General features: G+C 69.5%; 26 protein-coding genes. 8 read left to right on the forward strand and 18 right to left on the reverse strand.

All coding sequences use genetic code 11. The features are described 5' to 3' along the window. The 3 genes from DT074_RS18440 to DT074_RS18450 form a co-directional block, all read right to left on the reverse strand. Positions 1–875, reverse strand: an 875-nt coding sequence (locus DT074_RS18440) for a caspase family protein (RefSeq protein WP_162915000.1), incomplete at its 3' end; no start/stop codon positions are given. 213 nt (positions 876–1,088) lie between these two features. Beyond that, complete coding sequence (locus tag DT074_RS18445) at positions 1,089–1,553, reverse strand: cytidine deaminase (protein ID WP_162915001.1); 465 nt, start codon at positions 1,551–1,553, stop codon at positions 1,089–1,091. Positions 1,554–1,558: 5 nt separating this feature from the next. After that, positions 1,559–3,046, reverse strand: coding sequence for a helicase HerA-like domain-containing protein (locus DT074_RS18450; protein ID WP_119421338.1), 1,488 nt, complete (start codon positions 3,044–3,046; stop codon positions 1,559–1,561). Between the two features lie 69 nt (positions 3,047–3,115). Here DT074_RS18450 and DT074_RS18455 point away from each other — a divergent pair, with 69 nt between their 5' ends. The 3 genes from DT074_RS18455 (at position 3,116) to DT074_RS18465 (ending at position 4,776) form a co-directional block, all read left to right on the forward strand. Then, positions 3,116–3,547, forward strand: coding sequence for a ribonuclease domain-containing protein (locus DT074_RS18455; RefSeq protein WP_119421339.1), 432 nt, complete (start codon positions 3,116–3,118; stop codon positions 3,545–3,547). Positions 3,548–3,554: 7 nt separating this feature from the next. Continuing rightward, entirely contained in the window at positions 3,555–3,830 is a 276-nt protein-coding gene (locus DT074_RS18460) for a barstar family protein (protein WP_119421340.1), read from the forward strand. 121 nt (positions 3,831–3,951) lie between these two features. Beyond that, a complete protein-coding gene (locus tag DT074_RS18465) occupies positions 3,952–4,776 on the forward strand; it encodes a CmcJ/NvfI family oxidoreductase (RefSeq protein WP_119421341.1) in 825 nt (274 codons plus the stop codon). 118 nt (positions 4,777–4,894) lie between these two features. Here DT074_RS18465 and DT074_RS18470 read toward each other — a convergent pair whose 3' ends face one another. The 8 genes from DT074_RS18470 to DT074_RS18505 are packed head-to-tail and all read right to left on the reverse strand — an operon-like array spanning position 4,895 to position 12,870. Continuing rightward, positions 4,895–6,445 (reverse strand): hydantoinase/oxoprolinase N-terminal domain-containing protein, encoded by a 1,551-nt coding sequence (locus DT074_RS18470; protein WP_119421342.1) that lies wholly within the window; start codon positions 6,443–6,445, stop codon positions 4,895–4,897. Then, a complete protein-coding gene (locus DT074_RS18475) occupies positions 6,442–7,524 on the reverse strand; it encodes an S-methyl thiohydantoin desulfurase family protein (RefSeq protein ID WP_119421343.1) in 1,083 nt (360 codons plus the stop codon). The genes DT074_RS18470 and DT074_RS18475 overlap by 4 nt, the downstream gene beginning before the upstream one ends. Positions 7,525–7,577: 53 nt before the next feature. Then, a complete protein-coding gene (locus DT074_RS18480; protein WP_119421344.1) occupies positions 7,578–8,249 on the reverse strand; it encodes an AroM family protein in 672 nt (223 codons plus the stop codon). A 2-nt stretch (positions 8,250–8,251) separates the two neighbouring features. Further along, entirely contained in the window at positions 8,252–9,241 is a 990-nt protein-coding gene (locus DT074_RS18485) for an ABC transporter ATP-binding protein (protein WP_119421345.1), read from the reverse strand. Positions 9,242–9,300: 59 nt separating this feature from the next. Then, entirely contained in the window at positions 9,301–10,350 is a 1,050-nt protein-coding gene (locus DT074_RS18490; RefSeq protein ID WP_119421346.1) for an ABC transporter substrate-binding protein, read from the reverse strand. An 18-nt stretch (positions 10,351–10,368) separates the two neighbouring features. Then, on the reverse strand, positions 10,369–11,172 hold the full coding sequence (locus DT074_RS18495; protein ID WP_119421347.1) for an ABC transporter permease: 804 nt from the start codon (positions 11,170–11,172) through the stop codon (positions 10,369–10,371). Beyond that, the gene (locus DT074_RS18500) at positions 11,169–12,044 is read right to left on the reverse strand and encodes an ABC transporter permease (RefSeq protein ID WP_438503695.1); all 876 of its coding nucleotides are present in this window, start codon (positions 12,042–12,044) and stop codon (positions 11,169–11,171) included. The genes DT074_RS18495 and DT074_RS18500 overlap by 4 nt, the downstream gene beginning before the upstream one ends. A 31-nt stretch (positions 12,045–12,075) precedes the next feature. Further along, positions 12,076–12,870: an IclR family transcriptional regulator gene (locus DT074_RS18505; RefSeq protein ID WP_119421349.1), complete on the reverse strand. Its 795-nt coding sequence runs from the start codon at positions 12,868–12,870 to the stop codon at positions 12,076–12,078. 328 nt (positions 12,871–13,198) lie between these two features. On the opposite strand from DT074_RS18505, the gene DT074_RS18510 reads away from it, so the two are divergent. Then, positions 13,199–14,290 (forward strand): hypothetical protein, encoded by a 1,092-nt coding sequence (locus DT074_RS18510; RefSeq protein ID WP_119421350.1) that lies wholly within the window; start codon positions 13,199–13,201, stop codon positions 14,288–14,290. Positions 14,291–14,300: 10 nt separating this feature from the next. Continuing rightward, positions 14,301–15,584, forward strand: coding sequence for a hypothetical protein (locus tag DT074_RS18515; protein ID WP_162915002.1), 1,284 nt, complete (start codon positions 14,301–14,303; stop codon positions 15,582–15,584). Here the strand turns inward: DT074_RS18515 and DT074_RS18520 are convergent. The 5 genes from DT074_RS18520 to DT074_RS18540 all read right to left on the reverse strand — a co-directional run bounded on the left by DT074_RS18520 (position 15,581) and on the right by DT074_RS18540 (position 18,454). Continuing rightward, positions 15,581–15,865: an HPr family phosphocarrier protein gene (locus DT074_RS18520; RefSeq protein WP_119421352.1), complete on the reverse strand. Its 285-nt coding sequence runs from the start codon at positions 15,863–15,865 to the stop codon at positions 15,581–15,583. The genes DT074_RS18515 and DT074_RS18520 overlap by 4 nt on opposite strands. Beyond that, the gene (locus DT074_RS18525; RefSeq protein ID WP_119421353.1) at positions 15,862–16,269 is read right to left on the reverse strand and encodes a PTS sugar transporter subunit IIA; all 408 of its coding nucleotides are present in this window, start codon (positions 16,267–16,269) and stop codon (positions 15,862–15,864) included. The genes DT074_RS18520 and DT074_RS18525 overlap by 4 nt, the downstream gene beginning before the upstream one ends. A gap of 19 nt (positions 16,270–16,288) precedes the next feature. After that, a complete protein-coding gene (gene rapZ / locus DT074_RS18530) occupies positions 16,289–17,167 on the reverse strand; it encodes an RNase adapter RapZ (RefSeq protein WP_368744760.1) in 879 nt (292 codons plus the stop codon). Beyond that, positions 17,164–17,583, reverse strand: a complete 420-nt coding sequence (locus tag DT074_RS18535) for an HPr kinase/phosphorylase (protein ID WP_119421354.1) — start codon at positions 17,581–17,583, stop codon at positions 17,164–17,166. The genes rapZ and DT074_RS18535 overlap by 4 nt, the downstream gene beginning before the upstream one ends. A 133-nt stretch (positions 17,584–17,716) precedes the next feature. After that, positions 17,717–18,454 carry an enoyl-CoA hydratase/isomerase family protein gene (locus DT074_RS18540; protein ID WP_119421355.1) on the reverse strand — a complete coding sequence of 246 codons (738 nt, stop codon included), beginning with the start codon at positions 18,452–18,454 and terminating at the stop codon, positions 17,717–17,719. 50 nt (positions 18,455–18,504) lie between these two features. Between DT074_RS18540 and DT074_RS18545 the strand changes: the two genes are divergently transcribed. After that, complete coding sequence (locus DT074_RS18545) at positions 18,505–19,551, forward strand: DsbA family protein (protein ID WP_119421356.1); 1,047 nt, start codon at positions 18,505–18,507, stop codon at positions 19,549–19,551. On the opposite strand, the gene DT074_RS18550 is transcribed toward DT074_RS18545, so the two are convergent. Continuing rightward, positions 19,526–21,136, reverse strand: coding sequence for a sensor histidine kinase (locus DT074_RS18550; protein ID WP_119421357.1), 1,611 nt, complete (start codon positions 21,134–21,136; stop codon positions 19,526–19,528). The two genes, DT074_RS18545 and DT074_RS18550, sit on opposite strands and share 26 nt — an antisense overlap. A 50-nt stretch (positions 21,137–21,186) precedes the next feature. After that, a complete protein-coding gene (locus DT074_RS18555; RefSeq protein ID WP_119421358.1) occupies positions 21,187–21,885 on the reverse strand; it encodes a response regulator transcription factor in 699 nt (232 codons plus the stop codon). Positions 21,886–22,723: 838 nt separating this feature from the next. Here DT074_RS18555 and DT074_RS18560 point away from each other — a divergent pair. Further along, positions 22,724–23,218 (forward strand): Xre family toxin-antitoxin system antitoxin, encoded by a 495-nt coding sequence (locus DT074_RS18560; protein WP_119421359.1) that lies wholly within the window; start codon positions 22,724–22,726, stop codon positions 23,216–23,218. Continuing rightward, positions 23,215–23,721: an RES family NAD+ phosphorylase gene (locus DT074_RS18565; protein ID WP_119421360.1), complete on the forward strand. Its 507-nt coding sequence runs from the start codon at positions 23,215–23,217 to the stop codon at positions 23,719–23,721. Before DT074_RS18560 ends, DT074_RS18565 begins: the two co-directional genes overlap by 4 nt. The last annotated feature ends 25 nt before the right edge of the window (positions 23,722–23,746 follow it).

Consider the following 23,746-nt stretch of genomic DNA (forward strand, 5'->3'; position numbering starts at 1 on the left):
TTCTTGATCGCGTCCCAGAAGGCGAGCTCCATCTGGTCGGCACTGGCCGGCGCGGCGGCCGGCCCCGCCGCGGCGGGGGGAGCGGACAGCGCGCGCGCGCCGCCGCGGGGCACGAAGATGAAGTCGCCGCCCTCGTGGCCGGCATAGCGGATGTCGTTATAGGCCGGCGTCTGGTCGGCATTGGCGACCACCCGGCCGCGCAGCTGGTTGAACAGCTCGCCGCCCTGCAGCACGCCCTCGTTCTCGCGCAGCGTGTTGATGACCGCGCGGGCAAAGACCGAATTGCCGCCGCCGCCGCCATCCAGTACCGGCTCGAGCCCGCCGGAGACCAGCGCCATGCGGGCGCGGCGCTCGCGCATACGGGCAAGCCAGGCGTCGCGGTTACCGTTCTGCGCCAGCGAGGCCGGCGCCGCCCGGGTCAAGGTGCCGGAATAGCAACTGTCGGCGATCACCAGGATGTGGCGCGCATTCATCGCGCGCAGGTTGCCGCTGATCGTCGCGACGTCGATCCAGCGCGCCTCGTTGCCCTTCTCGGCGTCGACCGGCAGCCAGAAGCCGCGGTCGGATGCCTCGTCCAGCACGCCGTGGCCGGCATAGTAGATCACGAGGTTGTCGCGGTCGCCGAGGCCGCGATAGCGGTTGATCGCCTGTATCATCGTGTCGCGATCGGCGTTGACCAGCAGCTCGACCTTGAAGTCGTACTTGCCCTTCAATACGTCGGCGATGGCGCGCGCGTCGTTGACCGCCGTCCTGAGCTTGGGGATATGGCGGTAGTCGTTGTTGCCGATGACCAGCGCGTGGTAGCGGCCGAAATCGATCGCCGCCTGGGCGAAGGCGCCCGACGCGCTCACCATCACCAGCAGGAAAGCCAGCATGCCCCGCATCGATCCAGCATAGCAAAGATCGCCGCGGAGGGCGCGAAGAGAAGCCCGCCCTCGCGTTGCGCAGCAACGTGGGGGAAGGTTGCGTGGGGGCGGTGCCGATTGACGCGACGTCGCCGATGCGGAGCCACCCCCACCCAACCCTCCCCCGGCTTGCGCCGAGGGAGGGATTCTTTTCCTCCGCGTGCCTCTGCGGTGAAGATCAGATCACCCCGGCCGGCGGTACTTGTTCGGCAGCAGGGCTTCGATGGTGCGGGTATGGGCGCCCTTTTCGTCGGGCACGACGACGCGGCAGCCGGGCGCAAAATCGGCCAGCATCTCGCGGCAGATGCCGCAGGGGGCGACGATGCCGATGGCCTGGTTCGGCTCGGTCGGCCGGGGATGCCGGACTGAGGCGACGGCGACCACCGGCGTGTTGTCGTCGTGCAGCGCGCGGCCGAGCGCGATCGCCTCCGCGCAGACGCTGGCACGGCCGACATAGGTGTCGAGATGCACGGCCGTATAGACCTTGCCGGCGGCAGTCCTCACGGCGGCGCCGATATGGTGGCGGCCGGGCTGGTAGCGCTTGCGGATCGCGGCGCGCGCGGCCTCGACCAGGGCGTCGTCCTCCGGCGCCAGGCCCTTGATCGACGGGCCCTGGGTGGAAATCTTCGGTTTGGCAGCCCGGCTCATGTCGTTCACCGCCGGCTTCCTTTCAGCAAGGTGCCCGTCAGGCCTCGGATCAGCTGGCGACCAATCTCGCGTCCGACGCTTGCCGCAAGGTTACCAAATAGCCGCTCGCCGGCGCCGGCGCGGGTGGAGGGGCGGGGCGCCCGGGTCGACGGGACGGACCCGGCGCGTGGCCTGGCGGCCGGCGGCGGTCTCTCGCTTTCCGACCGGCCGGCCAGCCGCTCGTAGGCAGAGTCGCGATCGACGGCGTTGTCATAGCGGGCACCGAGCGGGCTCGTGGCGATGAGCTGCCGGCGCTCCTCCGGCGTCAGCGGGCCGACGCGGGAGCGCGGCGGCCGGACCAGGCAGCGCTTGACCGGTTGCGGCGTGCCCTTGCCGTCGAGGAAGGAGACCAGCGCTTCGCCGACGCCGAGCTCGGTGATGACGCGGGCGGTGTCGAGCTTCGGATTGGGCCGGAACGTCTCGGCCGCCACCCGCACCGCCTTCTGGTCGCGTGGGGTGAAGGCGCGCAGCACGTGCTGCACCCGGTTGCCGAGCTGGCCGAGTACGCTATCCGGCAGGTCGAGCGGGTTCTGCGTGACGAACCAGATGCCGACCCCCTTGGAGCGGATCAGGCGCACCACCTGCTCGATCTTGTCGGTCAGGAGCTTGGGCGCGTCGTCGAACAGGAGATGCGCCTCGTCGAGGAACAGCACCAGCTTGGGATGGTCGAGATCGCCGACCTCGGGCAGATCCTCGAACAGCTCCGACAGCAGCCAGATCAGGAAGGTGGCGTAAAGCCGCGGCGCCTCGCGGTAGAGCCGGTCGGCGGCCAGCACGCTGACCGTGCCGTGGCCCTGGGCGTCGACGCGCATCAGGTCGGCGAGGTCCAGCGCCGGCTCGCCGAGGAAGTGCTCCGCGCCCTGCGATTCGAGGGTCAGCAGGGCGCGCTGGATGGCGCCGACCGAGGCGCCGGAGACGTTGCCGTATTCCTTGGTCAGCGCCTTGGCATTCTCGGCGACATGCTGGATGACGGCACGCAGGTCCTTGAGGTCGAGCAGCAGCAAGCCCTGGTCGTCGGCATATTTGAACGCGATGGTGAGCACGCCGGTCTGCGTCTCGTTCAGGTCCAGCATGCGGCCGAGCAGGAGCGGGCCGATCTCCGACACCGTGGTGCGCACGGGGTGGCCCTGGTCGCCGAACAGGTCCCAGAACAGCGCGGGCGGCGCGGCGAAGTCCTGCGCATCGAGGCCGAGCAGCTCGGCGCGCGCGGTGAAATGCGGCTTCGGCGTGCCCGGCGCCGCGATGCCGGAGAAGTCGCCCTTGATATCGGCGACCAGCACCGGCGTGCCCCGGGCGGCAAACTGCTCGGCGATCACCTGCAGGGTGACGGTCTTGCCGGACCCGGTGGCGCCGGCGATCAGGCCGTGCCGGTTGCCGAATTTCGGCAGCAGGACCGACGGTGCCGAATCCGGTGCCGGGCTCCTGCCGATCAGAATGCCGTCCGCTGCCGCCATCTCCTGCCTTGCCGTTCTGGTCCGGGGGTCATTACATGAGCGGGAATCCAGGGCGGGGCAAGATCCGGCATGCGTCACCTGTTGCGAATCCTGCTGCTCGTGCTGCTGTCCGGGCCTGCCTTCGCGGCGAGCGACGCGGCGCTCGAGGCCTTCGCGCAGGGCCACGGCCTGAAGGATGTCGGCGGCTTCATCGAGACGGTGCGATCGATCGAGAGCCGGGGCCGGCTGCCCGACCGCTACGTCACCAAGTCCCGCGCCGAGCAGCTCGGCTGGCGGCCGGGCCGCGATCTCTGCGAGTTCGCGATGGGCAGGTCGATCGGCGGCGACCGGTTCGGCAATCGCGAGAAGCGGCTGCAGGACCGCCCGGGCCGGACCTGGACGGAGGCCGATCTCGACTATGTCTGCGGCCGCCGCGGGGCGAAGCGGCTGGTCTTCTCCAGCGACCGGCTGATCTACGTGACGGTCGACCATTACCGGCGGTTCCACCAGGTTCCGCGATGAGGCCCTGATGCAGACGGTGTCGATCCGGCTCGACGGCGTGACCTCGCTGGCGGAGCTCTATGCGCTGCTGGCGCGCGAGCTCGGGCTGCCGCCGCATTTCGGCGGCAATCTTGATGCACTTTGGGACGCGCTGACCGGCGATCTGTCGGGGCCGGTGCGGGTCGAGCTGATCGGCACGCATGCGCTGCGGCGCCGGCTCGGCCCGCAAGGCGAGCGCGTGATCGATCTGTTCCTGGAAGCGGCCGGCGCGCGCGACGATCTCGCCGTCGCGATGCACGACTGAGCGGGAAATCCACGGCGTCCCAATTCACAGCGTTCAAGGCGTGATTGCGGCGGCTTGACGAAGCGTGGCCGCCGCCACAGGTCTCCTCTCGAACGATTGCTGCGGATCGAGGAGAGGGAAGATGAATGTCAGCGTCGCGGTGCGGCCCGAGGCGGGACTGGTGCAGGGCCTGATCAACTACATCGTGCCGACCGCCGAGAAGCCCTACAGCTACACCTTCGATCCGCCGCCTGGAAAGCCGATGCGCTCGGGCCGCTATCTCGAGACCGCGGTCGGCATCCGCGACGGCCGGCCGCTCGCCGACAAGTTCGATCTCGACCGCGAAGGCTTCGCGCTGCTGCGGCGGCCGACGGCCATGAGCGATCTTTATGACACGCATGAGATAAAGTCGGTCTACTACCCGGAGATGGAGCGGCTGGTCGCCGCCGAGACCGGCGCCAGCCGGGTCATCGTGTTCGACCACACGATCCGCACCGCCGCGCCGGGGCGCACCGGCTTCCGCGACGCGGTGACGCGCGCGCATAACGACTACACGGAGACGTCCGGCCCGCAACGCGTGCGCGACCTGCTGCCGGCGGACGAAGCCGAGCGGCTGCTGAAAGGCCGCTTCGCCTTCATCAACGTGTGGCGGCCGATCCGCGGGCCGCTGCAGGACCGCCCGCTCGCGCTCTGCGACGCGACCAGCATGGGGCCGGAGGATTTCGTCGCCAGCGACCTGATCTATCGCGACCGGCTGGGCGAGACCTATGCGGTCGCCTTCAACCCGCAGCACCGCTGGTTCTACTTCCCCGACATGGCGCGCGATGAGGTGGTGCTGATCAAGTGCTTCGACAGCGACCCCGGCCGCGCCCGCTTCACCGCGCACACCGCCTTCGTCGATCCGAACGCGCCGGCCGACGCGCCGCCGCGCGAGAGCATCGAGATCCGGACGATCGCGTTCTTCTGATCTATTATTTGCTTCGTCGTGGCCGGGCTTGACCCGGCCACCCACGCCCATCCGTAGCGCCGCCGAAAGCCGTGGATGCCCGGGTCAAGCCCGGGCAAGACGAATGGCTCGACAGGCGCTATCCGCTCGCCACGTCGCCGACGACCCGCACGCGCACGCGGAGCGAGTTGCCGGGCAGGTAGGCGATCGGCATGTCCTCGGTCTCGATGGTCTTCAGCGTTGTGCGGTCGGCGCCGGCGGCGACCGCGCGGTCGTTGGCGATCGCGGTTGCCTGGGCGATGGCATCAGAGCGGGTGAGGTCGCGGAAGATCTGATCGACCTCGCCCGAGACCTGGGCGATGGCGGCGCCGACCGCGTTGGCGCAGTCGCCATGCGCGACGCGGATCACCTCGGAGACGCCTTCCAACTTGTCCGGGATCAGGAAGGCGCCGCCGCCGACCGCGATCAGCGGCACGCTGCCGGCCTCGGTCTTCATGCGGTCGACCGACTCTTCCACCATTCGCTTCGCCTCGGCGAAGACGCGGTCGCAGGTGGCGGAGTCGAAATCGGCAACGCGGCGGCGGTCGCCGAGATCGAGCTTGCCGGCGGCGACGGCGATGTCGGTGGTGGTGAGCTGCTGGCCGCCGAAGGCGATGCCGTCCTTCATCAGGCGATAGCCGACCGAAAGCGGGCCGATCTTCGTGCCGCGGTTGCGGTCGCCGAGCGCCACATGGCTGCCGCCGCCGAGGCCGAAGGAATAGAGATCCGGCATGCGGAACAGCGTGCGCACGCCGCCGATCTGCACGACCGAATTGGCCTCGCGCGGAAAGCCGTGGCGGAGCTGGCCGATATCGGTCGTCGTGCCGCCGACATCGGCGACCATCGCGTCCGCCAGGCCGGACAGATAGGCAGCGCCGCGCATCGAGTTGGTCGCGCCGGAGGCGAAGCTGTAGACCGGCAGCTTCGCCGCCTGCGCCGCCTCCGCCACCGTGCCGTCGTTCTGGGTGATGAAGAGGGCTGCGCGGATGCCGCTGTCGCGGATTGCGTGTTCGAAGGCGGCGATGGTGTCGCGGGCGAGATCGGCCAGCGCGGCGTTGAGCAGGCCGGCATTCTCGCGCTCCAAGAGGCCGATGCGGCCGAGATCGGAGGAGCAAGTGATGACGGCGCCCGGCACCTCGGCGGCGACGATCTCCGCCGCCTGGCGCTCGTGACTCGGGTCCAGCGGCGAGAAAATGGACGAGATGGCGACCGCCTTGAGGCCCTTCGCCTGCATCTCGCGCGCCGCCTTGCGCACGCCCTCGGCATCGAAGGGCATGAAGGGCCTGCCGTCATATTCGTGGCCGCCTTCCACCATCCACACGCCGCCGCGCACGATCTCCGCCAGATCCTGCGGCCAGTCGCAGAACGGCGGCAGCGAGGCCGCGGCCGGCATGCCGAGGCGGAGCGCCGCCACCTTGCTCAGGTGCTTGCGCTGGATCACCGCGTTGATGAAATGCGTGGTGCCGATCATCACGCCGTCGACCGGCTTCGAGGCCACCTCGCCGGTCTGCCCAAGCTTGGCCAGCGCCTCCAGAATGCCGCCGGTCACGTCCTCGCTGGTCGGCGCCTTGACCGCCCGCACCACCTTGCCTTCCTCGATCAGCACCGCATCCGTGTTGGTGCCGCCGACGTCGATACCGATCCGTCTCATGATTGGAACACGCTCTTGAAATCGATGTCGTAGTTGAAGGCGCGGGGCCCGACGAAATGCAACCCGCGCTCGGTCAGGAAGACCGGCGGCGGCGGCAGCGCGATCACCGTGACGCGCTGGCCGTAGCGGATCGTCTCGGTGCCGACCGCCTCGCCGGAGACGCTGTCCAGCACGCAGATCAGGTCGGGCGACATGGCGATCGGCTGGCCGTCGAGGCGGGCGACGATCCACTCGTTCTGGAAGTCGAGCTCCATCGTGGCGCCGCGCCAGTCGTCGCTGCCGTCGAACCGCGTGCGCCCGCGCAGGAAGCCCTCGGTGGCGCGACGCTCCACGTCGACCACCTTGCCCCGGTACAGCACCTTGCCGGGCTCGACCGAGAGGATGGCCGCGATCGGGTCCTCATGCGCCTTCTGCGCCTTGCGCACGGCGGTGCCGATCTTGATCGCCTTGGTGGTGGTGCCGTGGATGCCCCATCGCTTCACCTCGGCGCCGCTGCGCGGCGCCTTGCAGGTCGAGGCGATGGAGCCGTATTCGACGCAGATCTTGCGGCTGACCCGCTCCATCCACTTCCAGGTCGGCACCTTCTCGACCACCGATTCCAGGCCGCGCACATCGACGGTGGTGAGCGGGTAGGGCTTAAGGTCGCCGACCGCGACCGAGGTCATCTGTGCTTCCGGATAGGCGCGGCCCATCATGTCGGCATCGATCACCGGTCGCTTCAGATGCGCGGCGGCCATCAGCGGCTGGATCGAATTCCCGCCGCCGATCTCCAGCGCCATGATGCCGCGGAAGGTGTGGCCGGTATGCTCCTCCATCAGCGCGACGGCGCGCGCGATGGTGCGGCTGTCGGTCAGCCGCTCCTGCCCGACCAGCGGCGCGCCCATGTTGGAGACGGCCGCGACCCAGTCGTCGTCCGCAAGGTCCTCCGGCTGCATCAGCTGCACGCGATGGCCCTCGGCATAGAGCGCGCGCATGTTGAGCAGGCCGAGATAGGACGAGCCGCCGCCGCCGGTACCCAGGATCCAGGCGCCGACGGCGAGCGATTCGATGTCGTCGAGGGTGATGTCGCGAAGTTGCATCTACCGGTGTCCGAGAATGAAAGTGACGGGGAGGTGGAAGCCTGTCGCGTTGCTCACTCCAGCATCTCGCGCAGCACGCGGGCGGTGGCGGTGATGGCGAGCAGGGTCGGCACGCCGAGCGCGGGCTTGACGGCAGCCTTGGTGGCCGGCGTGTAGCTCATGCAGTCCATTGCCACGACGTCCGGCGCCTTCGCCTTGAGCCGCTGCGCGGCCTCGGCCGCCTCGGCGACATCGGCGCTGGGCTTCAGCGCCTCGGCCACGATCTCGAGGCCGGGGCGTTGCCATTTCGCCATCAGCTTCTCGGCCTGTTCCGGCAGCGGCAGCAGGATGCCGAGCCGGCCCTCCGGCAGCAGGCTCGAAGCGAGCCCGTTCAGCACGCGGGAGGGGAACAGCACGCCGGCATCGCCCGGCATCGGCGGGAAATCGCCGGTGCAGGCATAGACGATGGCGTCGCAGCCATCGGCGCGCAGCGCGGCGATCACGCCCGGCGAACGTTCGATCACGTGCCGCTTGGAAATCTTGACGTCGCGGTTGCCGCGCAGCCGCGTATAGAGCGTATCGGCGCCGCTTTCCGGCGGGCGCGCGGCGATCTCGGCATCCGAGAGGCCGTCGAGGCAGCCGCGCAGCACGACCTCGGTGCCGGCCGGCACATGGGCGGCGAACAGCGCGGCGATGTCATCGCGCGGCGCCTGGCCGATGGTGGCGATTCCGAGCTTGCGTGCCATGCTCAGCCCTCCAGCTGGACCATGTCGGCGGGGTCCCAGCTCAGCGCCACCGGCTCGCCGATGGCGCGGGTGGGCCGGTCGCCGATATTGGTTTCCTTGACCAGGATCTGGCGCCCATCATCGGCGGTGACGCGGTAGAGCGTGTGGCCGCCGAGAAAGTTCGCCGTCTCGATGCGCCCCGGGAGGCCGCCATTGCCGGGCGCGCCGATCACCACCTTCTCGGGCCGGATCGCCGAGGCGCTGCTGCCGACGCCGTCGAACAGGTTGATCTCGCCGATGAAGTCGGCGACGAAGCGGGTCTTCGGCCGCTCGTAGATCTCGGCCGGCGTGCCGATCTGCTCGATCCGGCCGGCATTCATCACCGCGATGCGGTCGGACATCGCCAGCGCCTCTTCCTGGTCGTGCGTCACGAAGACCAGGGTCACGCCGAGCTGCTTTTGCAGCTGCTTCAGCTCGAATTGCATCTGCTGGCGCAGCTTGCGGTCGAGCGCGCCGAGCGGCTCGTCGCAGAGCAGCACCGGCGGGCGGATCACGGTGGCGCGGGCCAGCGCCACGCGCTGCTGCTGGCCGCCGGAAAGCTGGCCGGGGCGGCGGTCCTCGTAGCCGGTGAGCTCGACCAAAGCGAGCGCGGCCTTGACCCGCTCGGTGATCTCGGCCTTGGGCAGCGCCCGCATGCGGAGGCCAAAGGCGACGTTCTCCGCCACGGTGCGGTGCGGGAACAACGCATAGGACTGGAACACCATGCCCATGTCGCGCTTGTGCACCGGCACGTCGGTGATGTCGGTGCCGCCGACGACGACGCGGCCGCGGTCGACGCTCTCGAAGCCGGCGATCATGCGCAAGGTCGTGGTCTTGCCGCAGCCGGAAGGGCCGAGCAGGGAGAAGAACTCGCCCGGCTGGATGTCGAGGGTGACGTCGTCGACAGCCATGACGCGGCCGTCATAGCTCTTGCTGACGGCATCGAGACGGATCGAGGCGGAGGTCGTGTTCATGCGAGCTCTTCGGCACGCGATGAGGGCGCCCCCGCGCTCGCGGAGGCGCCCTGCAACGCTTAGCTCTTCAGGATGCGGGCGACGCGGGTGTCGATGTCGTCCTTGCGCTCGTTGTACCATTTCCACGGCATCTGGATCAGCTGCGCCACCTTCTCCGGGGTGTTGAACAGGCGCGCGTCGTACTTGGCGTCGAGATTGACCTTCTTGTTGGACGGCGAGTACCAGACGCCTTCGGCGAGCTGCTTCTGCACGTCCGGCCGCAGCATGTAGTTGATATAGGCGTAGGCCAGCTCCTTCACCTTGCTGCCCGGCGTGACCGAGAGCACCTGCTCCAGCGCCGGCACGCCTTCCTTCGGGATGGCGAAGTCGATCGGCTGGTTCTGGCCGTCATAGCGGTAGATGCCGCTGTCGTGGATCACGCCCATCGACACCTCGGCGGAGAGGAAGGCCTTCTCCATCTGGCCGGTGAAGTCGAACAGCTTGATCGGCTTGAGCTGCTCGAGCGCCTTGTAGGCGGCATCGAGATCCTGGAACCCTTTGCCGTAGATCTTGCCGAGCATCATCAGATGCGCCTGGCCCAGGCTGTTGACCGGGATCAGGTAGCCGCCGCGCATGCCGGCGAGCTTCGGATCGGCGAGGTCTTTCCAGGACGTCGGCTTCGCCAGGCCCTTGTCGGTGCGGTAGCCGAGCCCGATCGCCGAGGTGAAGATCGACACGCCGACGATGCTTTCGCTGATCGCATAGGGATAGACGTCGGCCAGGTTCGGCACCTTCTTGGTGTCGAGCTTCGGCTCCACCAGGCCTTCGACGAGGCACTTCCACTGTTCGTTCGAATTGGTGTGCAGCACGTCGTAGATCGGGTCCTTCTTCGGGCTCGCCTGCAGCTTGGGCACGAAGGGGAAGGCCTGGTCGGCCGAGACGGAGCATTTGTGCTCCTTCTCGAAGGCCGGCAGCACGCTGCCTTTCATGATCTCGCCCCACTTGCCGCCCCAGGTGGTGATCTTCAGGGTCGCGGTCTGGGCGTGCAGGATGGCGGGTGCGGCGAAGGTGGCGGCGGCCGCCGCGCCGACCTGCATCACGGTACGTCGAGAGATGGTGCGCTTCGTCATTGGGTGCCCCTCCAAGGCTTAGAGTTTCACGTACGCTTTCAGGCCGATCAGCTTCTCCAGCAGCAGAACGACCGAGATCGCCATGACGATCGACACCATCGACGCCGCCGCGATGGCGCCGTCGAGGTCGAACTTCATGTAGTTGAACAGCACGACCGGCAGGGTCTCGCCCTTCGGCAGCACCAGGAAAAGCGAGATCGGGAACTGGTCGAAGGAGACGATGAAGGCGAAGATGCCGCCGGCGACCACGCCGGGGCGGATCAGCGGCAAGGTCACCTCGAAGAAGATGCGGACCGGCGAGGCGCCGAGGATGGCGGCGGCCTCTTCGATCCGGCGGTCGAAATTGTGCAGCACCGCGAGCGTGGTGCGCAGCACATAGGGCACCGCGACCAGGGTGTGGCCCATGATCAGGCCCCAGACCGGCCGGCCGATCCCGGCCAGGAGATAGATCTGGAACAGGGCCAGACCGGTCAGGATCGCCGGCAGCATCAGCGGCGACATGAAGAACGCGGTCAGCACGCGCGCGCCCGGCAGGTTGCCGCGGGCGAGGGCGAGGGCGCAGGCGGCGCCGATCAGCATGGAGAGGACCAGCACCGCGACCGCGACCTGCAGCGACAGCCACAGCGCGTTCATGAAATCCTCGCTCGAGAAGAACTTCTCGAACCAGCGCAAGGTGACCCCGACGGGCGGGAAGGAGATATAGGGCGTCGGATTGACGGCGAAGACCGCGACGATCGCGATCGGCGCCAGCAGAAACGTGACGATGGCGCCGTTCAGCGCGAAATAGCCGGCCCGGCCGGCATCGAAGCGGCGGGCGCTCATGCCATCTTCTCCGCGCCGGCGAAGCGGCCGAGCACGTGGTTGTAGGCGATCACCACGATCAGCGAGACGGCGAGCAGCACGACGCCGAGCGCGCCGGCGAAGCCGAGATTGAAGCTGGAGGAGACCTGCTGGTAGATCAGCATCGGCAGGGTCAGCACGTCGGTGCCGCCCATCAGGAACGGCGTCACATAGGCGCTGATCGAGAGGGCAAACACCAGGAGCGAGCCCGCCATGATGCCGGGCAGGCTGAGCGGCAGGGTCACCTCGTAAAAGGCGCGCAGGCGGCCGGCGCCGAGGCTGCGCGCCGCCTGTTCCAGCCGCTCGTCGATGCGGCCGATCACGCCGGTGAGCGTCAGCACCATGAACGGCACATAGATGTGGACCAGCGCCACGATGGTGCCGAACTCGTTGTACATCAGCTTGACCGGCTGGTCGGTCCAGCCCCAGGCCATCAAGGTGGTGTTGATCACGCCGCGGTCCTGCAGCAAGGTCATCCAGGCGAAGGTGCGGACCACGATGCCGGTCAGCATCGGCGCGATCACCGCCATCAGCAGAGCCGCGTGGCCGAGGCGCGAATGCATGCGCGCCATCCAATGGGCGAGCGGGTAGCCGACCAGCAGCGAGACGATGGTGGTGACGAATCCGATGCGGAGCGTCGCGACCAGCGCCTCAACATAGAGGCTGTCGCCGACCAGGCGCTCGTAGTGGCGGGTGGTGAAGTAGACGTTCGGGTTGCTGGCCGGGTTGCCGCTGAGGAACGAGAGCAGCGCCATGGCGCCGAACGGCAGCACGAAGAAGACGACGAAGAGCAGCAGCGCCGGGCCGACCAGCCAGGCCACCGGCGAAACGCGGGCGCGCGGCGGCGCCGGCAGGGCGGCGAGGAGGGGGGCAGTGTCGGCGGTGCTAGCCATGCGCCCGCCTCTGCAATCTCGATGCCACCGGCTCAGTGCCGAATTCCGCGTCGATGCCGAACCGGCCGCGCAGCTGCGCCGCCGCTTCCAGCAGCATCTGCGCGAGTTCGCGGCGCTCCTGCCGGTTCACGTGCAGCGCCGAAAAGGCGACGTAGAGCGCCATCGCCTCGCCGGCATGCGGGTCGTGGATCACCACGGCGACGCCGCCGAGACCGGGAATCTGTTCGTCGGCGGCTTCCTCCCAGCCCTGGATGCGCACGCGGCCGATGCGCTGCATCAGGGCACCCAGCGAGGCCGGGGCCGCCGGCCGTGCGGTGGTCGGGAAGCGCACGAAACGGCGCGCGATCTCCGCATCGGGCAGTCGTGCGAGCAGGGCCCGTCCGGTGGAGGAGGCCCAGGCAGGGCCGCGGTCGCCGGGCGGCGTCACCACGCGAAGCGGCTGGGTGCCGGCGCGCGAGCGGAGCACCACCACCTCGATGCCGTCGAGCAGCGAGATGCCGGTCGAATGGCCGGTGCGCCGGGTTATCTCCGCCAGCGCGGCGTCGGCCGCTTCCACCACCGGCTCTCCCGCGCGGTACCGAGTGGCAAGCTCCAGCATCAGCAGGCCGAGGCGATAGCGCCGCGTCACCGGGTCGCGCTCGAGCAAGCCGAGCTTCTGCATCTCGCTGAGCAGCCGCGAGGTCGTGCTCTTCGGCCACCGCATCGCGGCCGCGAGCTCGCCGACCGCGACATCGAGATGGTCGCGCTTCAGCCAGTGCAGCACCGCGGCGGCGTTGGCGAGGCTCATTCCCCGGCTTCAATCCCTAGACGCAAGATCTACCCTAAGTTCCAATAATTGGAACCAAGTTCCGATAAAGTGGACGATAGGCCGGGCCGAAAATTCGAGTCAAGCAACCGCTGGCGCGCGAGACTGCGCGGAGAGGACCGTGTTGCGGGCGCAGCCGCCGTGGATCGGGCCAGGCCGCCAATGCCGGCGGCCGGTCGGCGAAGGTCGGGGCGCATGGTTATCCATCGGTTACCGCGCCGGTTTCCGGCGTGCCGAATGGACGGTTCCTTAACCGCGCGCCCCGACAATGTCGCCGATGCCGCCGGTGTGATGCGGCCAAGGGGTTTCCGTGTCGCCGACGCCGCTCGCGCAGCTCAACGACAACTACGTGCGCCTCCGCGGCGCGTCGCTGCCGTTCACCACGCCCGTGATCCGGTTCGCCCGGGCTCGGCTCGGGCCCGAAAGCGTGCGCGAGTTCGTCGTGCCGGGCCTGGTCGGCAGCCGCGGCGACTACATGATTCCCTGGACCTATCTGCCGGAGCTGGCGCAGCTCACCGTGCACGACCGGCTGCTCTGGGAAGCTTTGTGCTTCACGCGCGGGCCGCTGTTTCCCCCCGATGCGCGCCGCATCGCCCGCGAAGTGGCGGCGAGCGGCGTGCTCGGCATCGTGCGGGCGGAGGCGGTGCGGCGCGAGCATCAATCCGAGACGGTGCTGCGCCACTTCGTGCACGCCGCGCTGCTGTCGCGCCTGCTGGCCGAGACCGCGCCGGAGGCGGCGGCGGAGCTCTCCCGCGGCGCCCATGCGCGCTTCCGCCAGGATGTCGTGCAGGCCGGCCTGATTGCGGCGGCGCCGCATCTGGGTCTTGCGCCCGCCGAGCTGTTCGACCGGCTGGGCGAAGTCGCCGTGTCGGTCGCCGGCATCGGCACGGGCAGCCGCGGCGACGCCGATGACCGGCTGCGCCATCTGCATGCAAGGCTCGGCGCCTTCGCGGAGGCGATGCATCGCTTCGCGCTGGAGGAGCCGATCGAGACCGCGGGCAGCGTCGTCGCGCTGCTGCAGATCGCCGATGCCACGCATGAACGGTTGGGGGCACTGATCCGCGCCGTCGACGAGGATCTGTCCGATATGCGCCGCCTGACCTCCAGTGCCGAGGCGCGGGCGGCGCTCGGCCTGCGCACCGCCGAGGCCGATTGGGTCGCCGATGGCTGGGACACCATCCTGGAGCAATGGGGGCTTGCCGAGGGCGGGCCGCGTCTTGCGCAGCGCGAGCTCGTGGCGCTGCTGGCCCAGGTGACGCCGCCGCTGCCGGGTGTCGATCTGCAGCGCGGCACCGCGCGCGGCGCGCTAGCCGGCCAGGCAGCCAAGGATCTGCTCGGCGAAGTCGACATCGACCGCGTCGCCCGTGTCGCGCGCCGGGCCGGGCGCGTGGTGGCGGCCTGAGGCTGCGCCTGTGATCGCATCGCCCGGTTCCGAACGCCGCGATGGCCGCCGCAAGCCGGTCGGCGCCGCCATGGCGCTGGCCGCGCTGAAGCCGCAGCTCGCGGGCGGTCGCGGTACCCCGCGACGCGATGCGGCCTACGCCCTGACGCTGCCCTTCGCCGATCTCCTTGCCGAGGATGAGGCCCAGCCCGATCGCTCGACCGGGCCGTCGGGCCGTGTCGAGCGGCGGCTGGTCGATGCTTTCCTGTCGGTGGCCGAGCGCCAGCCGACACCCGCCCTCAGCGCCGCCCTCGACCGCTTCGCGGCGCTGCCGGCCGATGTCAGCCATGCCGCCGAGGATGCGGCGCTGGCGGCGATCTGGCACGCCGCCGCCCAGATGATGGACAAGGCGGTGCGCAGCGGCGCGGCCGAGTTCGCCGTCATCGCCGCCTGCCTGCATGTGGGCGCCGATATCCAGGCATTGCGCCGGTCGCTGCCCTTCACGCCGGTGCCGGAACTCGGCCCGGAGCACGTGCGCTTCATCGCCGAGGCCTGCGAGATCGCGCGTGCCCGCGATCCGCGCGCGGCCGGCGCCCTGCTGCATGCGGTGGCGGCGCGGCTCCGCTTTCCGGAGGAGATCGCGCGGGTGGTGCGGGCGCTCTATACGCGCGAGGGCGGCCGCACGCGCTGGGAGCCGATCGGGGTCACGCTGCTCGACCGCGTGGTGGACGCGATGGAGACCGCGGTGCTGGGCGCCACCGACACCGCGGCGGCCCCGGACGAGGAGGGGCGCATCATCGCCGCCGCGCGCGTCGTGGTGCGCATCGTGCACGGTCTTGCCGGCACCGTTGGCCTGCCCAAGACCGGCGAGGCCGGCCGGCGCATCGCCGCGCTGCGCGCCACCATCGCCGCGCGGCTGGACACCGCGGTGCTGGACCAGGCGGAGGAGATCCTGCTCGCGGGCTTCGTGCCCGGCTGGCGCGAGCGGGCGCAACTGAAGCCGACCGGCTTCACCGAGGTGGCGGCGACCGGCGCCGTGGCCCGGGCCGAGCGGCGCGCCGCCGCCATTGCTGAGATCCGCCTGCTTGCGGAAGAGCTCGCCGTCAGTGGCCGTATCCGCGGCATCCTGGCCGATTTCGAGAAGGCGGCCGAGCGCTACGGCGACAGGCTGCTGGAGGCGATCGACCGCGGCGGCGATCCGGTGATCTGGAGCGCACCGGCGATGTCGCTGGTGCACATCATGGAAATGCTGCTGGGTGCGGAACGTGCCGACCGCTTCCGCCGCCGCGCCTTCGCCCGCCTGCGGCGCCCCTAGAGCTCCTCGAAGCCGGCCTCGACCAAGGCGCAGAGCGCGGCCAGCGCCTCGGCCGCCTGCTCGCCGGAGGCCGTGATCTCGATCTCGCTGCCGCAGGCGGCCGCCAGCATCATCAGGCCCATGATCGATTGGCCGGTCACTTCGGTGCCGTCCTTGGCGACCACCACGTCGGCCGGATAGAGGGCGGCGCATTTGACGAACTTGGCCGCCGCGCGGGCATGCAGGCCGCGGGGATTGCAGATGGTGACGACGCGCCGAAGCGGCGCGCTCGGTTGGCTCATTTGCCGGCGCCGGCCAGGATCTTCGAGGCGACGTTGATGTATTTGCGGCCGGCATCCTGCGCCGCGGCGACGGCGGTCGCGATCGAGCCGTTCTGGCGCACGCTGGCGAGCTTGATCAGCATCGGCAGGTTGACGCCGGCGATCACCTCGACATTGGCCCGCTCCATGGTGGAGATGGCGAGGTTGGAGGGCGTGCCGCCGAACATGTCGGTCAGCACGATGGTGCCGGCGCCGGTATCCACCTCGCCGATCGCCTGCAGGATCTCCTGCCGGCGCTGCTCCATGTCGTCGTCCGGGCCGATGCAGACCGCCCGCATGCCCTTCTGCTTGCCGACCACATGCTCGGTGGCGGCGATGAACTCCTCCGCCAGCCTGCCATGGGTGACGACCACGACACCGATCATCTGATTCCCTGTCCCTGCATCAGACGCCAGCCTGCATGTCGCGATGGCGCAGCGCCACCTTGTAGCCGCCCTCGAGCAGCCGTTGCGCCAGACGGCTGGCGACGAAGACGGAGCGATGCATGCCGCCGGTGCAGCCGATGGCGATGGTGAGATAGCTCTTGCCCTCGTGACCGTAGCGCGGCAGCAGGGCGCCGAGCAGGTCGGTCAGCTTGGCAAAGAAATCGGCGAAGGCGGGATCGTCGCTGACATAGGCCTGCACTTCCGGCCGCTCCCCGGTCATCCGCTTCAGACTCGACACATAATACGGATTCTGCAGGAAGCGCACGTCGAAGACGAGATCGGCTTCGCGCGGCAGGCCTCGCTTGTAGGAGAACGACATCACGTCGACATGCAGTCGCGGGCTCTCGTCCGGCGCGTAGCGCTGGGTGATGTGGCGGCGCAGATCGGGTACCGGCAGGTCGGTCGTGTCGATCACCAGATCGGCCGCGTCGCGGAGCGGCGCCATCAGATGCCGTTCGCGGGCGATGCCGTCGGCCACAGGACGGTCGAGCGCGAGGGGATGGCGCCGCCGCGTCTCGGTGAAGCGCCGGGCCAGCACCTCGGAATCGCAATCCAGATACAGCAGCTCGAAATGCAGCTCGTTGCGCGCGCGCAGCCCGGCGGCGGCGGCGACCATCGCCTGCGGGTCGAAGCCGCGGGTGCGCGCATCGATGCCGATGGCGAGCCCGACCGAGGAACCGAGGTGCTCGGCCGCCATGTCGGCGACCGAGCCGAGCAGCGCGAAGGGCAGGTTGTCGATCGCCTCGTAGCCGAGATCCTCCAGCACGCGCAAAGTGGAGGACTTGCCGGCGCCCGAGAGCCCGGTGACGATCATGGTGCGCCAGGCGGAGAGGCTCACGGCGCCCCGATCAGCCCGGCGAAGCGGCGCAGCTTGGCCGCCGCCGAGGCTTCGAACGGCGCCAGCGACACGACCGGAAATTCGGCATCCAGCAAGGCGACCTTCCGCGGCTCCGGCATGCGTTCCACGGCCTCAGGCGCCACCAGGTCGACGATCCCGTACAGCGCCGTGTCCGTTACATAGGGCAGGGAAACAATGCCGAGGCCGCGGATTTCGATCCGGCCCGACAATGTGATCGGCGCACGGGCCAGCACCCGCCCGCCGTCGCGGCGCAGCTCGACCTGATCGTCGGCAACGAGCTTGGCGCCGCCATCGATCAGACGCAGCGCCAGATCCGATTTGCCGGAGCCCGACGGTCCCCTCAACAAGATCCCCCTTCCGTCGAGGTCCACACAGGTGCCGTGCACCAGAAGCATGGGGCGCGAAGGTTGCGCTGCGGTGCAGCAGAAGTCAATGAGTCCACATGGCCTAGTTGACGGCCAGCGGTTCCTCGCCGGCCATCGAGCCCTGCTGATGTAGTAATTCGATCAGAGGTTTAGAAGAGGACGGTCAGCGCTTGGCGAAGGCGGCGACCCGGGCGGCCGAATCGGGGCCGCGGCCGACGCCCTTCTCGCGTTCCTCGCGGATCGCCTGGGCGCGCGGCAGGTCGCCGGCCCGGGCCAGCAGCGCCTTCTCGTGGCGGAGCGTCCAGGGGGAGTTGGCGGCGACTTGCTTCGCCAGGTCGAGCGCGGCCTGGTCGAGCTCGGCATCGGCGACGCAGCGATTGGCGAGCCCGATCCGCTCCGCCTCGCAGCCGTCGACCACGCGGCCGGTGAACATCATCTCGCGCGCCTTCGGCAGGCCGATCCGGGCCGGCAGGCGCACCGACATGCCCCATTGCGGCACCATGGCGAACTTGCCGTGGGTGTCGCAGAACCGCGCCGTCTCCGAGGCGACGATCAGGTCGCAGCCGAGCACCAGCTCCAGCGCGCCGGTATAGCAATGGCCGCGCACCGCGCCGATCACGACCTGCGGCAGCGCCTCCAGCCGCTCGATCGTCTCGGCCTGGAAATGCGGCGGTGCCGTCTCGCCGGCGGCGATCGCCTTGAGGTCGTTGCCGGCCGAGAACGAGCGGCCGGCGCCGGTCAGCAACACGGCGCCGAACGTCTCGCCCTGCTGCGCGAGCGCATCGACATGGGAGCGCAGCTCGCCGAACAGGCGCGGGCTCAGCGCGTTCAGCTGATCGGGCCGATTGAGAGTCAGGATGGCGACATTGCCGTCGTCGCGGCGGGTGACCAGCTCGCTCATGGGGTTTCCTCCAGGTTGGCGCTAGCATAGCGGCCGAGGGAGAGGACCGCATGAACCGCGAATATCCGTCGCTGCCGATGGTGGGGGTCGGCGTGGTCGTCTGGCAGGGCGAGCGCGTGCTGATGATCCAGCGCGGCAAGGAGCCCAGGCGCGGCCAGTGGAGCCTGCCCGGCGGGTTGCAGGAGCTCGGCGAGAGCGTGGCCGAGGCGGCGGCGCGCGAGGTGCGCGAGGAGACCGGCATCGAGATCGGCCCGCCCGTGCTGGTCGAGGTGATCGACGCGGTGCAGCGCGACGACGACGGCCGCATCCGCAGCCACTACACGCTGATCGACCTGACCGCGCAGTGGATGTCCGGCGAGCCGGTGGCGGGCGACGACGCCATGAACGCCGCCTGGAAGACCTTGGACGAGGTGCGCGAGATCGTCAGCTGGAGCGAGACGGTGCGGGTGATCGGCAAGGCGCGGGCGCTGCGCCCGCCGCCGCCGCGCCCCGCGCCGCCGGTGATCGAGTTCTTCTTCGACGTCGGCAGCCCCTGGACCTATTTCTGCGCGCTGCAGCTGCCGGAAGTGGCGCGGCGCGCCGGGGCGAATCTGGTCTGGCGGCCGTTCCTGCTCGGCGGCGTGTTCAAGCTGACCGGTAATCCGCCGCCGGTCATCGTGCCGCCGAAGCGGCAATGGCAGAGCCTCGACCTGGAGCGGACCGCGCAGCGGATCGGCACGGCGTTCCAGCGCAACCCGCATTTCCCGATCAACACTCTCGCCCTGATGCGCGGCGCCGTCGCGGCGGAGGAACTCGGCTGCTTCGAGGCCTATGTGAGCGCCGTGTTCCGCGCCATCTGGGCCGAGGGCCGCAATATGGGCGACGCGGCGGTGGTGCGCGCCGCGGTGGCCGGGGCCGGCCTCGACGCCGAGGCGATCCTGGCCCGCGCCGCGACGCCGCTGGTGAAGGAGCAGCTGAAGGCGAACACCGCGGAGGCGGTGTCGCGCGGCGCCTTCGGCTCGCCCACCATGTTCGTCGGCGAGACGATGTTCTTCGGCCAGGACCGGCTCGGCGACCTGGAAGCGGCCCTGCTCAGCGGGCCGGGAGCACCACGGTGAACTTGGCGCCGATGCGCTGGCCCGCGGCGTCGACGGCGTTGCCGGCGATCATCTGCCCGTCATGCGCCTCGACGATCTGGCGCGCGATCGCCAGCCCGAGCCCTGAATGGGTGCCGAAGCGCTCGCCGGCCGGGCGGTCGGAATAGAACCGGTCGAAGATCTTCTCCAGGTTTTCCGGCGCGATGCCGGGGCCGCGATCCTCGACTTCCAGCACAACCCGCGGGCCGTCGCGGCGGAGCCGGAGGGTGATCGGCGCGCCGGCCGGCGAGAACGAGATCGCGTTGTCGAGCAGGTTGCGCGCGACCTGGCCGAGCCGGCCTTCCAGGCCCATCACGTTCATGTCGCCGGGGCCGATATCGAGCTCGATGGTCGGCGCGCCGTCGCCGGCGGTCTCGGCATGGATCTCGGCCAGCGCGCCCAGCATGGCGGCGAGGTCGATCGGCTCCGCCTCGGAGCGCGCCATCTCGGCATCGAGGCGGGAGGCGTCCGAGATGTCGGAGATCAGCCGGTTGAGCCGGCCGATATCGCGCACGCAGATACGGATCAGGCGCTTGCGCTGCTCCTCGTCCTCCGACCGGGCGATGGTCTCGAGCGCCGAGCGCAATGAGGTGAGCGGGTTCTTCAGCTCGTGCGCCACGTCGGCGGCGAAGCTCTCGATCGCCTCGATGCGGGCATAGAGCGCGTCGGTCATGCCGCGCAAGGCGGTCGAGAGGTCGCCGATCTCGTCGCGCCGATGGGCGAAATCCGGGATCTCCACCCTGCGGCCCTGGGCGGCGCGGGCGCGCACCGCGGCGACGGCGAGGCGGCGCACCGGCCGGCCGATGGTGCCGGCGAGGAAGAGCGAGAGCAGCACGGTCAGGCCGAGCACGCCGAGCAGCAGCTGGAGGATCGTCACCCGCTCGGCCCGCACCCGTCGCTCCACGTCGTCGGCGACGGTGGTCAGATGCAGCGCGCCGCGAATCTTGCGCAGCGCCTGGATCGGCGTCGCCACGGTGACCACGCGGGTGCCGTCGCCGAGCCGGCGGATGCGCACCGCGGTCTCGCCCTGCATGGCCTCGACGATCTCCGGGAAGTCCTTCGGGGTCGAGGCCGCCTCGTCATAGGGCTCGACCGGATCGGGGCCGGTGAACAGCGCCGCCAGGCCGAGATAGAACGCATCGGCGATGCGCTCGAACAGCGCCTCCTCGGCCGGCGGGCGCAGCAGGTCGAGCCGCTCCACCTCGGAGCCCGCCACCACGAAGCTGCGGCTGTCGGCGATCTGCGAGCCGTCGAGATCGTAGAGTCGGGCGCGGCTGCCGGTCGCGGCGACCAGGCGGCGGGTGATCTGGCGCGCCATCTCGATCTCGAGGCCGGGGATCTCCGGCGGGCCGGCGAAGGCGCTCTCGCCGATGGCGCCGGCGATCAGGTTGGCCTCCACCGCCAGCGCATGCGCCTTCTGCTCGACCAGGCCGGCGCGGTACTGGTCCAGATAGAGCAGGCCGAAGACGAGCAGCGCCGGCGCGATGGCATTGATCGCCAGGATGCGAAGCGTGAGCGGCGAGATCCACAGGCCGCGCCGGCGGGCGCGCGCCGCGAGCCCGGCCATGCTGCGCGGCGGCCGGCGCTCCCTTCCCCGCGTCGTCGTGACCTCTGCGGTCAGGTCGGTTCCTTGTAGCGATAGCCGACGCCGTACAGCGTCTCGATCGAATCGAAATCGTCGTCGGCCTGCTTGAACTTCTTGCGGATGCGCTTGACGTGACTGTCGATGGTGCGGTCGTCGACATAGACGTCGTCGTCATAGGCCGCGTCCATCAGCTGGTCGCGGCTCTTCACATGGCCGGGGCGCTGGGCCAGCGATTGCAGGATCAGGAACTCGGTGACGGTGAGCGAGACCGGCGCGCCCTTCCAGGTGCAGTAATGCCGGTTGGCATCGAGCACGAGGTCGCCGCGCACCAGGGTCTTCTCCTCGACGCCTTCGCCGCCCTTGGCGAGTTCGGTGCGGCGGAGCAGCGCCTTGATGCGCTCGATCAGGAGCCGCTGCGAGAACGGCTTCCGCATGTAGTCGTCGGCGCCCATCTTGAGGCCGAGCACCTCGTCGATCTCCTCGTCCTTGGAGGTGAGGAGGATGACCGGCACCTGGCTGTCGCGGCGCAGCCTTCCCAGCATCTCCATCCCGTCCATGCGCGGCATCTTGATGTCGAGCAGGATCAGGTCGGCCGGCTTCTGCTGCAGGGCGCGCAGCGCCTCGGCGCCGTCGGTGAAGGTGCGCGTCTTGTAGCCTTCGGCCTCCAGCGCCATGGAAACCGAGGTGAGGATGTTGCGGTCGTCGTCGACCAGAGCGATCGTCGCCGTCACCTTGGGGGAACCTCCGATTGGGGGAAACGAGGTTGGCGAGGAAAGTAGACCGCTTCGGGGCGGGATGCCAACGCGGGGGCGGGGCGGGGGCGGCGCATCTGTTCCGCCTCTTCTCTCCCTCCCCCGTGGCGCAGCGATGGGGGAGCGCAGGGGGGGCGGCCGCCGGAGGCGGACGAACGGCGCATCCGTTCCGCGGCGCACCTGTTCCGCCTGCCCGACCCGCCTCCCGGGCTGCGGACGGCGCATTTGTTCCTTTTGAACCGTCCCTCGGCGAGCGGGGGCGAAACCGGCGCATCTGTACCGCGGCGCGTCCGTTCCCTCTGCCCGGTCCAGCCCGCCCGGCGACCCTGAGCGGCGCATTTGTTCCCCGGCGCGTCTGTTCCGCCGGTCCCGTCCAGCCCATAGGCATCGGGCGGCGCGTTTGTTCCGCGGCGTGTCCGTTCCGCTCTCGACTTTCTCCCCGCCGAGGCGCGGCGCATCTGTTCCCTTTCGCCCCCTCGCGCCGCAAAATCGGCGTGGCAGGAAAGGTTGGGGTGGCGACCACATGGTGCGGCGCGTTCGTTCCGCGGCGCGCCTGTTCCGCCGCATCTCGTGTTGCTGCTCGCGGCAGCATGTGGCCCGAGATTGCTTTACGCGCACAGCGATGCGTTTGCTGGCAAGGGCGCCGGAGGTCTCACTGGCCACTTTCCTCACACGCTCAATGATAATGGTAAGAATACCATATTTCCTATGGAAAGAGAAATAAACGTTCGAGGTGCTGACCGGCTTGCTGTTTTCAGACAACTGTCCTAATTTTTCTGACAGCTGTCACAGACGCAAGCCGATGTCTGCTTACGCAATGCCTGAGGGCACGGAATTCGGCCGGCTCGCCGAGCAGGCGCCATCCGTCGACAGGCGGGCCTGGTTCCGGCAGGTGGCCGATATTCTTGGCGGCGAGCCGGTCCTCAAATGCCGGCTCGATGAACCGATCGACGTCCACCGGTTGCTGATGCGGGGCCTGCCGAGCGAGGCCGCGCATCACCTGGTCGACAGCCTCCTCGCCATCGATCTCACCCCTGAGCTCGAGCGCGCGCTCGGCATGAGCCGGCGGACGCTCTCGCGCAAGAAATCAGGCCATCTCACGCTGGAGCAGAGCGGGCGGACCTGGCGCCTCGCCGAGGTGATCGCCGCCGCGATCGACGTCCTCGGCTCGAGAGAGGCGGCCGAGGCTTGGCTCGAGAAGCCCGCGATGGGGCTCGACCAGGAACGCCCTATCGACCTGATCGCGACGCCGGCGGGCCATGACGAGGTCATGAGCTTCCTCGAACGCGTGAAGTACGGCGTCTATACGTGACGCCGCTGCCGGCGGCGCTGGGCGGCAACGAGCTTGTCGCCTGGCGCCTGGACCGCGCCGAGTTCGCGCTGGCATGGGACAGCGGCGAGGGCGCCTTTCGCCAGGGCGGGCGCTGGAACAGCAGGGGCATTCGTGCCGTCTACTGCGCGCTCGATCCGGCGACCGCCATTCTCGAAGTGGCCGTGCACAAGGGCTTCACCGTTCTCGATACCCAGCCGCATGTCGTGACGTCGCTCGCGATCGATGCGCCGCACGAGGTCCATATCGTGCGGCCGGACGATGTGCCCAACCCGAACTGGCTCCATCCCGGCATCCCGAGTGCCGGGCAACGGGCCTTCGGCGATGCCCTCCTCACCCAGCACAAATTTGTCGTCATCCCGAGCGCCGTTTCCAGCCGCAGCTGGAATCTCATTTTTGTCGCCGCGAGCGCCAAAGAGACCTACCGGCTTCTGGCTCAAGAGAGGATCGCGCTCGATACGAGGTTCAATCCGCCGGCAGAGTGACCAGCGGCTTTATCCTTGAGACCGC

The sequence above is a fragment of the Desertibaculum subflavum genome, from assembly GCA_003576705.1.
Taxonomy (GTDB): Bacteria; Pseudomonadota; Alphaproteobacteria; order Ferrovibrionales; family Ferrovibrionaceae; genus Desertibaculum; species Desertibaculum subflavum.

Excerpts from the sequence above, each read along its gene's own strand:
- DT074_RS18465 (WP_119421341.1), top strand. The coding sequence starts at position 3,952 with ATGAATGTCAGCGTCGCGGTGCGGCCCGAGGCGGGACTGGTGCAGGGC.
- DT074_RS18535 (WP_119421354.1), bottom strand. The coding sequence starts at position 17,583 with ATGCTTCTGGTGCACGGCACCTGTGTGGACCTCGACGGAAGGGGGATC.
- DT074_RS18450 (WP_119421338.1), bottom strand. The coding sequence starts at position 3,046 with ATGGCGGCAGCGGACGGCATTCTGATCGGCAGGAGCCCGGCACCGGAT.
- DT074_RS18545 (WP_119421356.1), top strand. The coding sequence starts at position 18,505 with ATGAACCGCGAATATCCGTCGCTGCCGATGGTGGGGGTCGGCGTGGTC.
- DT074_RS18505 (WP_119421349.1), bottom strand. The coding sequence starts at position 12,870 with ATGAGCCTCGCCAACGCCGCCGCGGTGCTGCACTGGCTGAAGCGCGAC.
- DT074_RS18455 (WP_119421339.1), top strand. The coding sequence starts at position 3,116 with ATGCGTCACCTGTTGCGAATCCTGCTGCTCGTGCTGCTGTCCGGGCCT.
- DT074_RS18525 (WP_119421353.1), bottom strand. The coding sequence starts at position 16,269 with ATGATCGGTGTCGTGGTCGTCACCCATGGCAGGCTGGCGGAGGAGTTC.
- DT074_RS18480 (WP_119421344.1), bottom strand. The coding sequence starts at position 8,249 with ATGGCACGCAAGCTCGGAATCGCCACCATCGGCCAGGCGCCGCGCGAT.
- DT074_RS18475 (WP_119421343.1), bottom strand. The coding sequence starts at position 7,524 with ATGCAACTTCGCGACATCACCCTCGACGACATCGAATCGCTCGCCGTC.
- DT074_RS18470 (WP_119421342.1), bottom strand. The coding sequence starts at position 6,445 with ATGAGACGGATCGGTATCGACGTCGGCGGCACCAACACGGATGCGGTG.
- DT074_RS18560 (WP_119421359.1), top strand. The coding sequence starts at position 22,724 with ATGCCTGAGGGCACGGAATTCGGCCGGCTCGCCGAGCAGGCGCCATCC.
- DT074_RS18520 (WP_119421352.1), bottom strand. The coding sequence starts at position 15,865 with ATGAGCCAACCGAGCGCGCCGCTTCGGCGCGTCGTCACCATCTGCAAT.
- DT074_RS18490 (WP_119421346.1), bottom strand. The coding sequence starts at position 10,350 with ATGACGAAGCGCACCATCTCTCGACGTACCGTGATGCAGGTCGGCGCG.
- DT074_RS18495 (WP_119421347.1), bottom strand. The coding sequence starts at position 11,172 with ATGAGCGCCCGCCGCTTCGATGCCGGCCGGGCCGGCTATTTCGCGCTG.
- DT074_RS18540 (WP_119421355.1), bottom strand. The coding sequence starts at position 18,454 with ATGAGCGAGCTGGTCACCCGCCGCGACGACGGCAATGTCGCCATCCTG.
- DT074_RS18445 (WP_162915001.1), bottom strand. The coding sequence starts at position 1,553 with ATGAGCCGGGCTGCCAAACCGAAGATTTCCACCCAGGGCCCGTCGATC.
- DT074_RS18460 (WP_119421340.1), top strand. The coding sequence starts at position 3,555 with ATGCAGACGGTGTCGATCCGGCTCGACGGCGTGACCTCGCTGGCGGAG.
- DT074_RS18550 (WP_119421357.1), bottom strand. The coding sequence starts at position 21,136 with ATGGCCGGGCTCGCGGCGCGCGCCCGCCGGCGCGGCCTGTGGATCTCG.
- DT074_RS18485 (WP_119421345.1), bottom strand. The coding sequence starts at position 9,241 with ATGAACACGACCTCCGCCTCGATCCGTCTCGATGCCGTCAGCAAGAGC.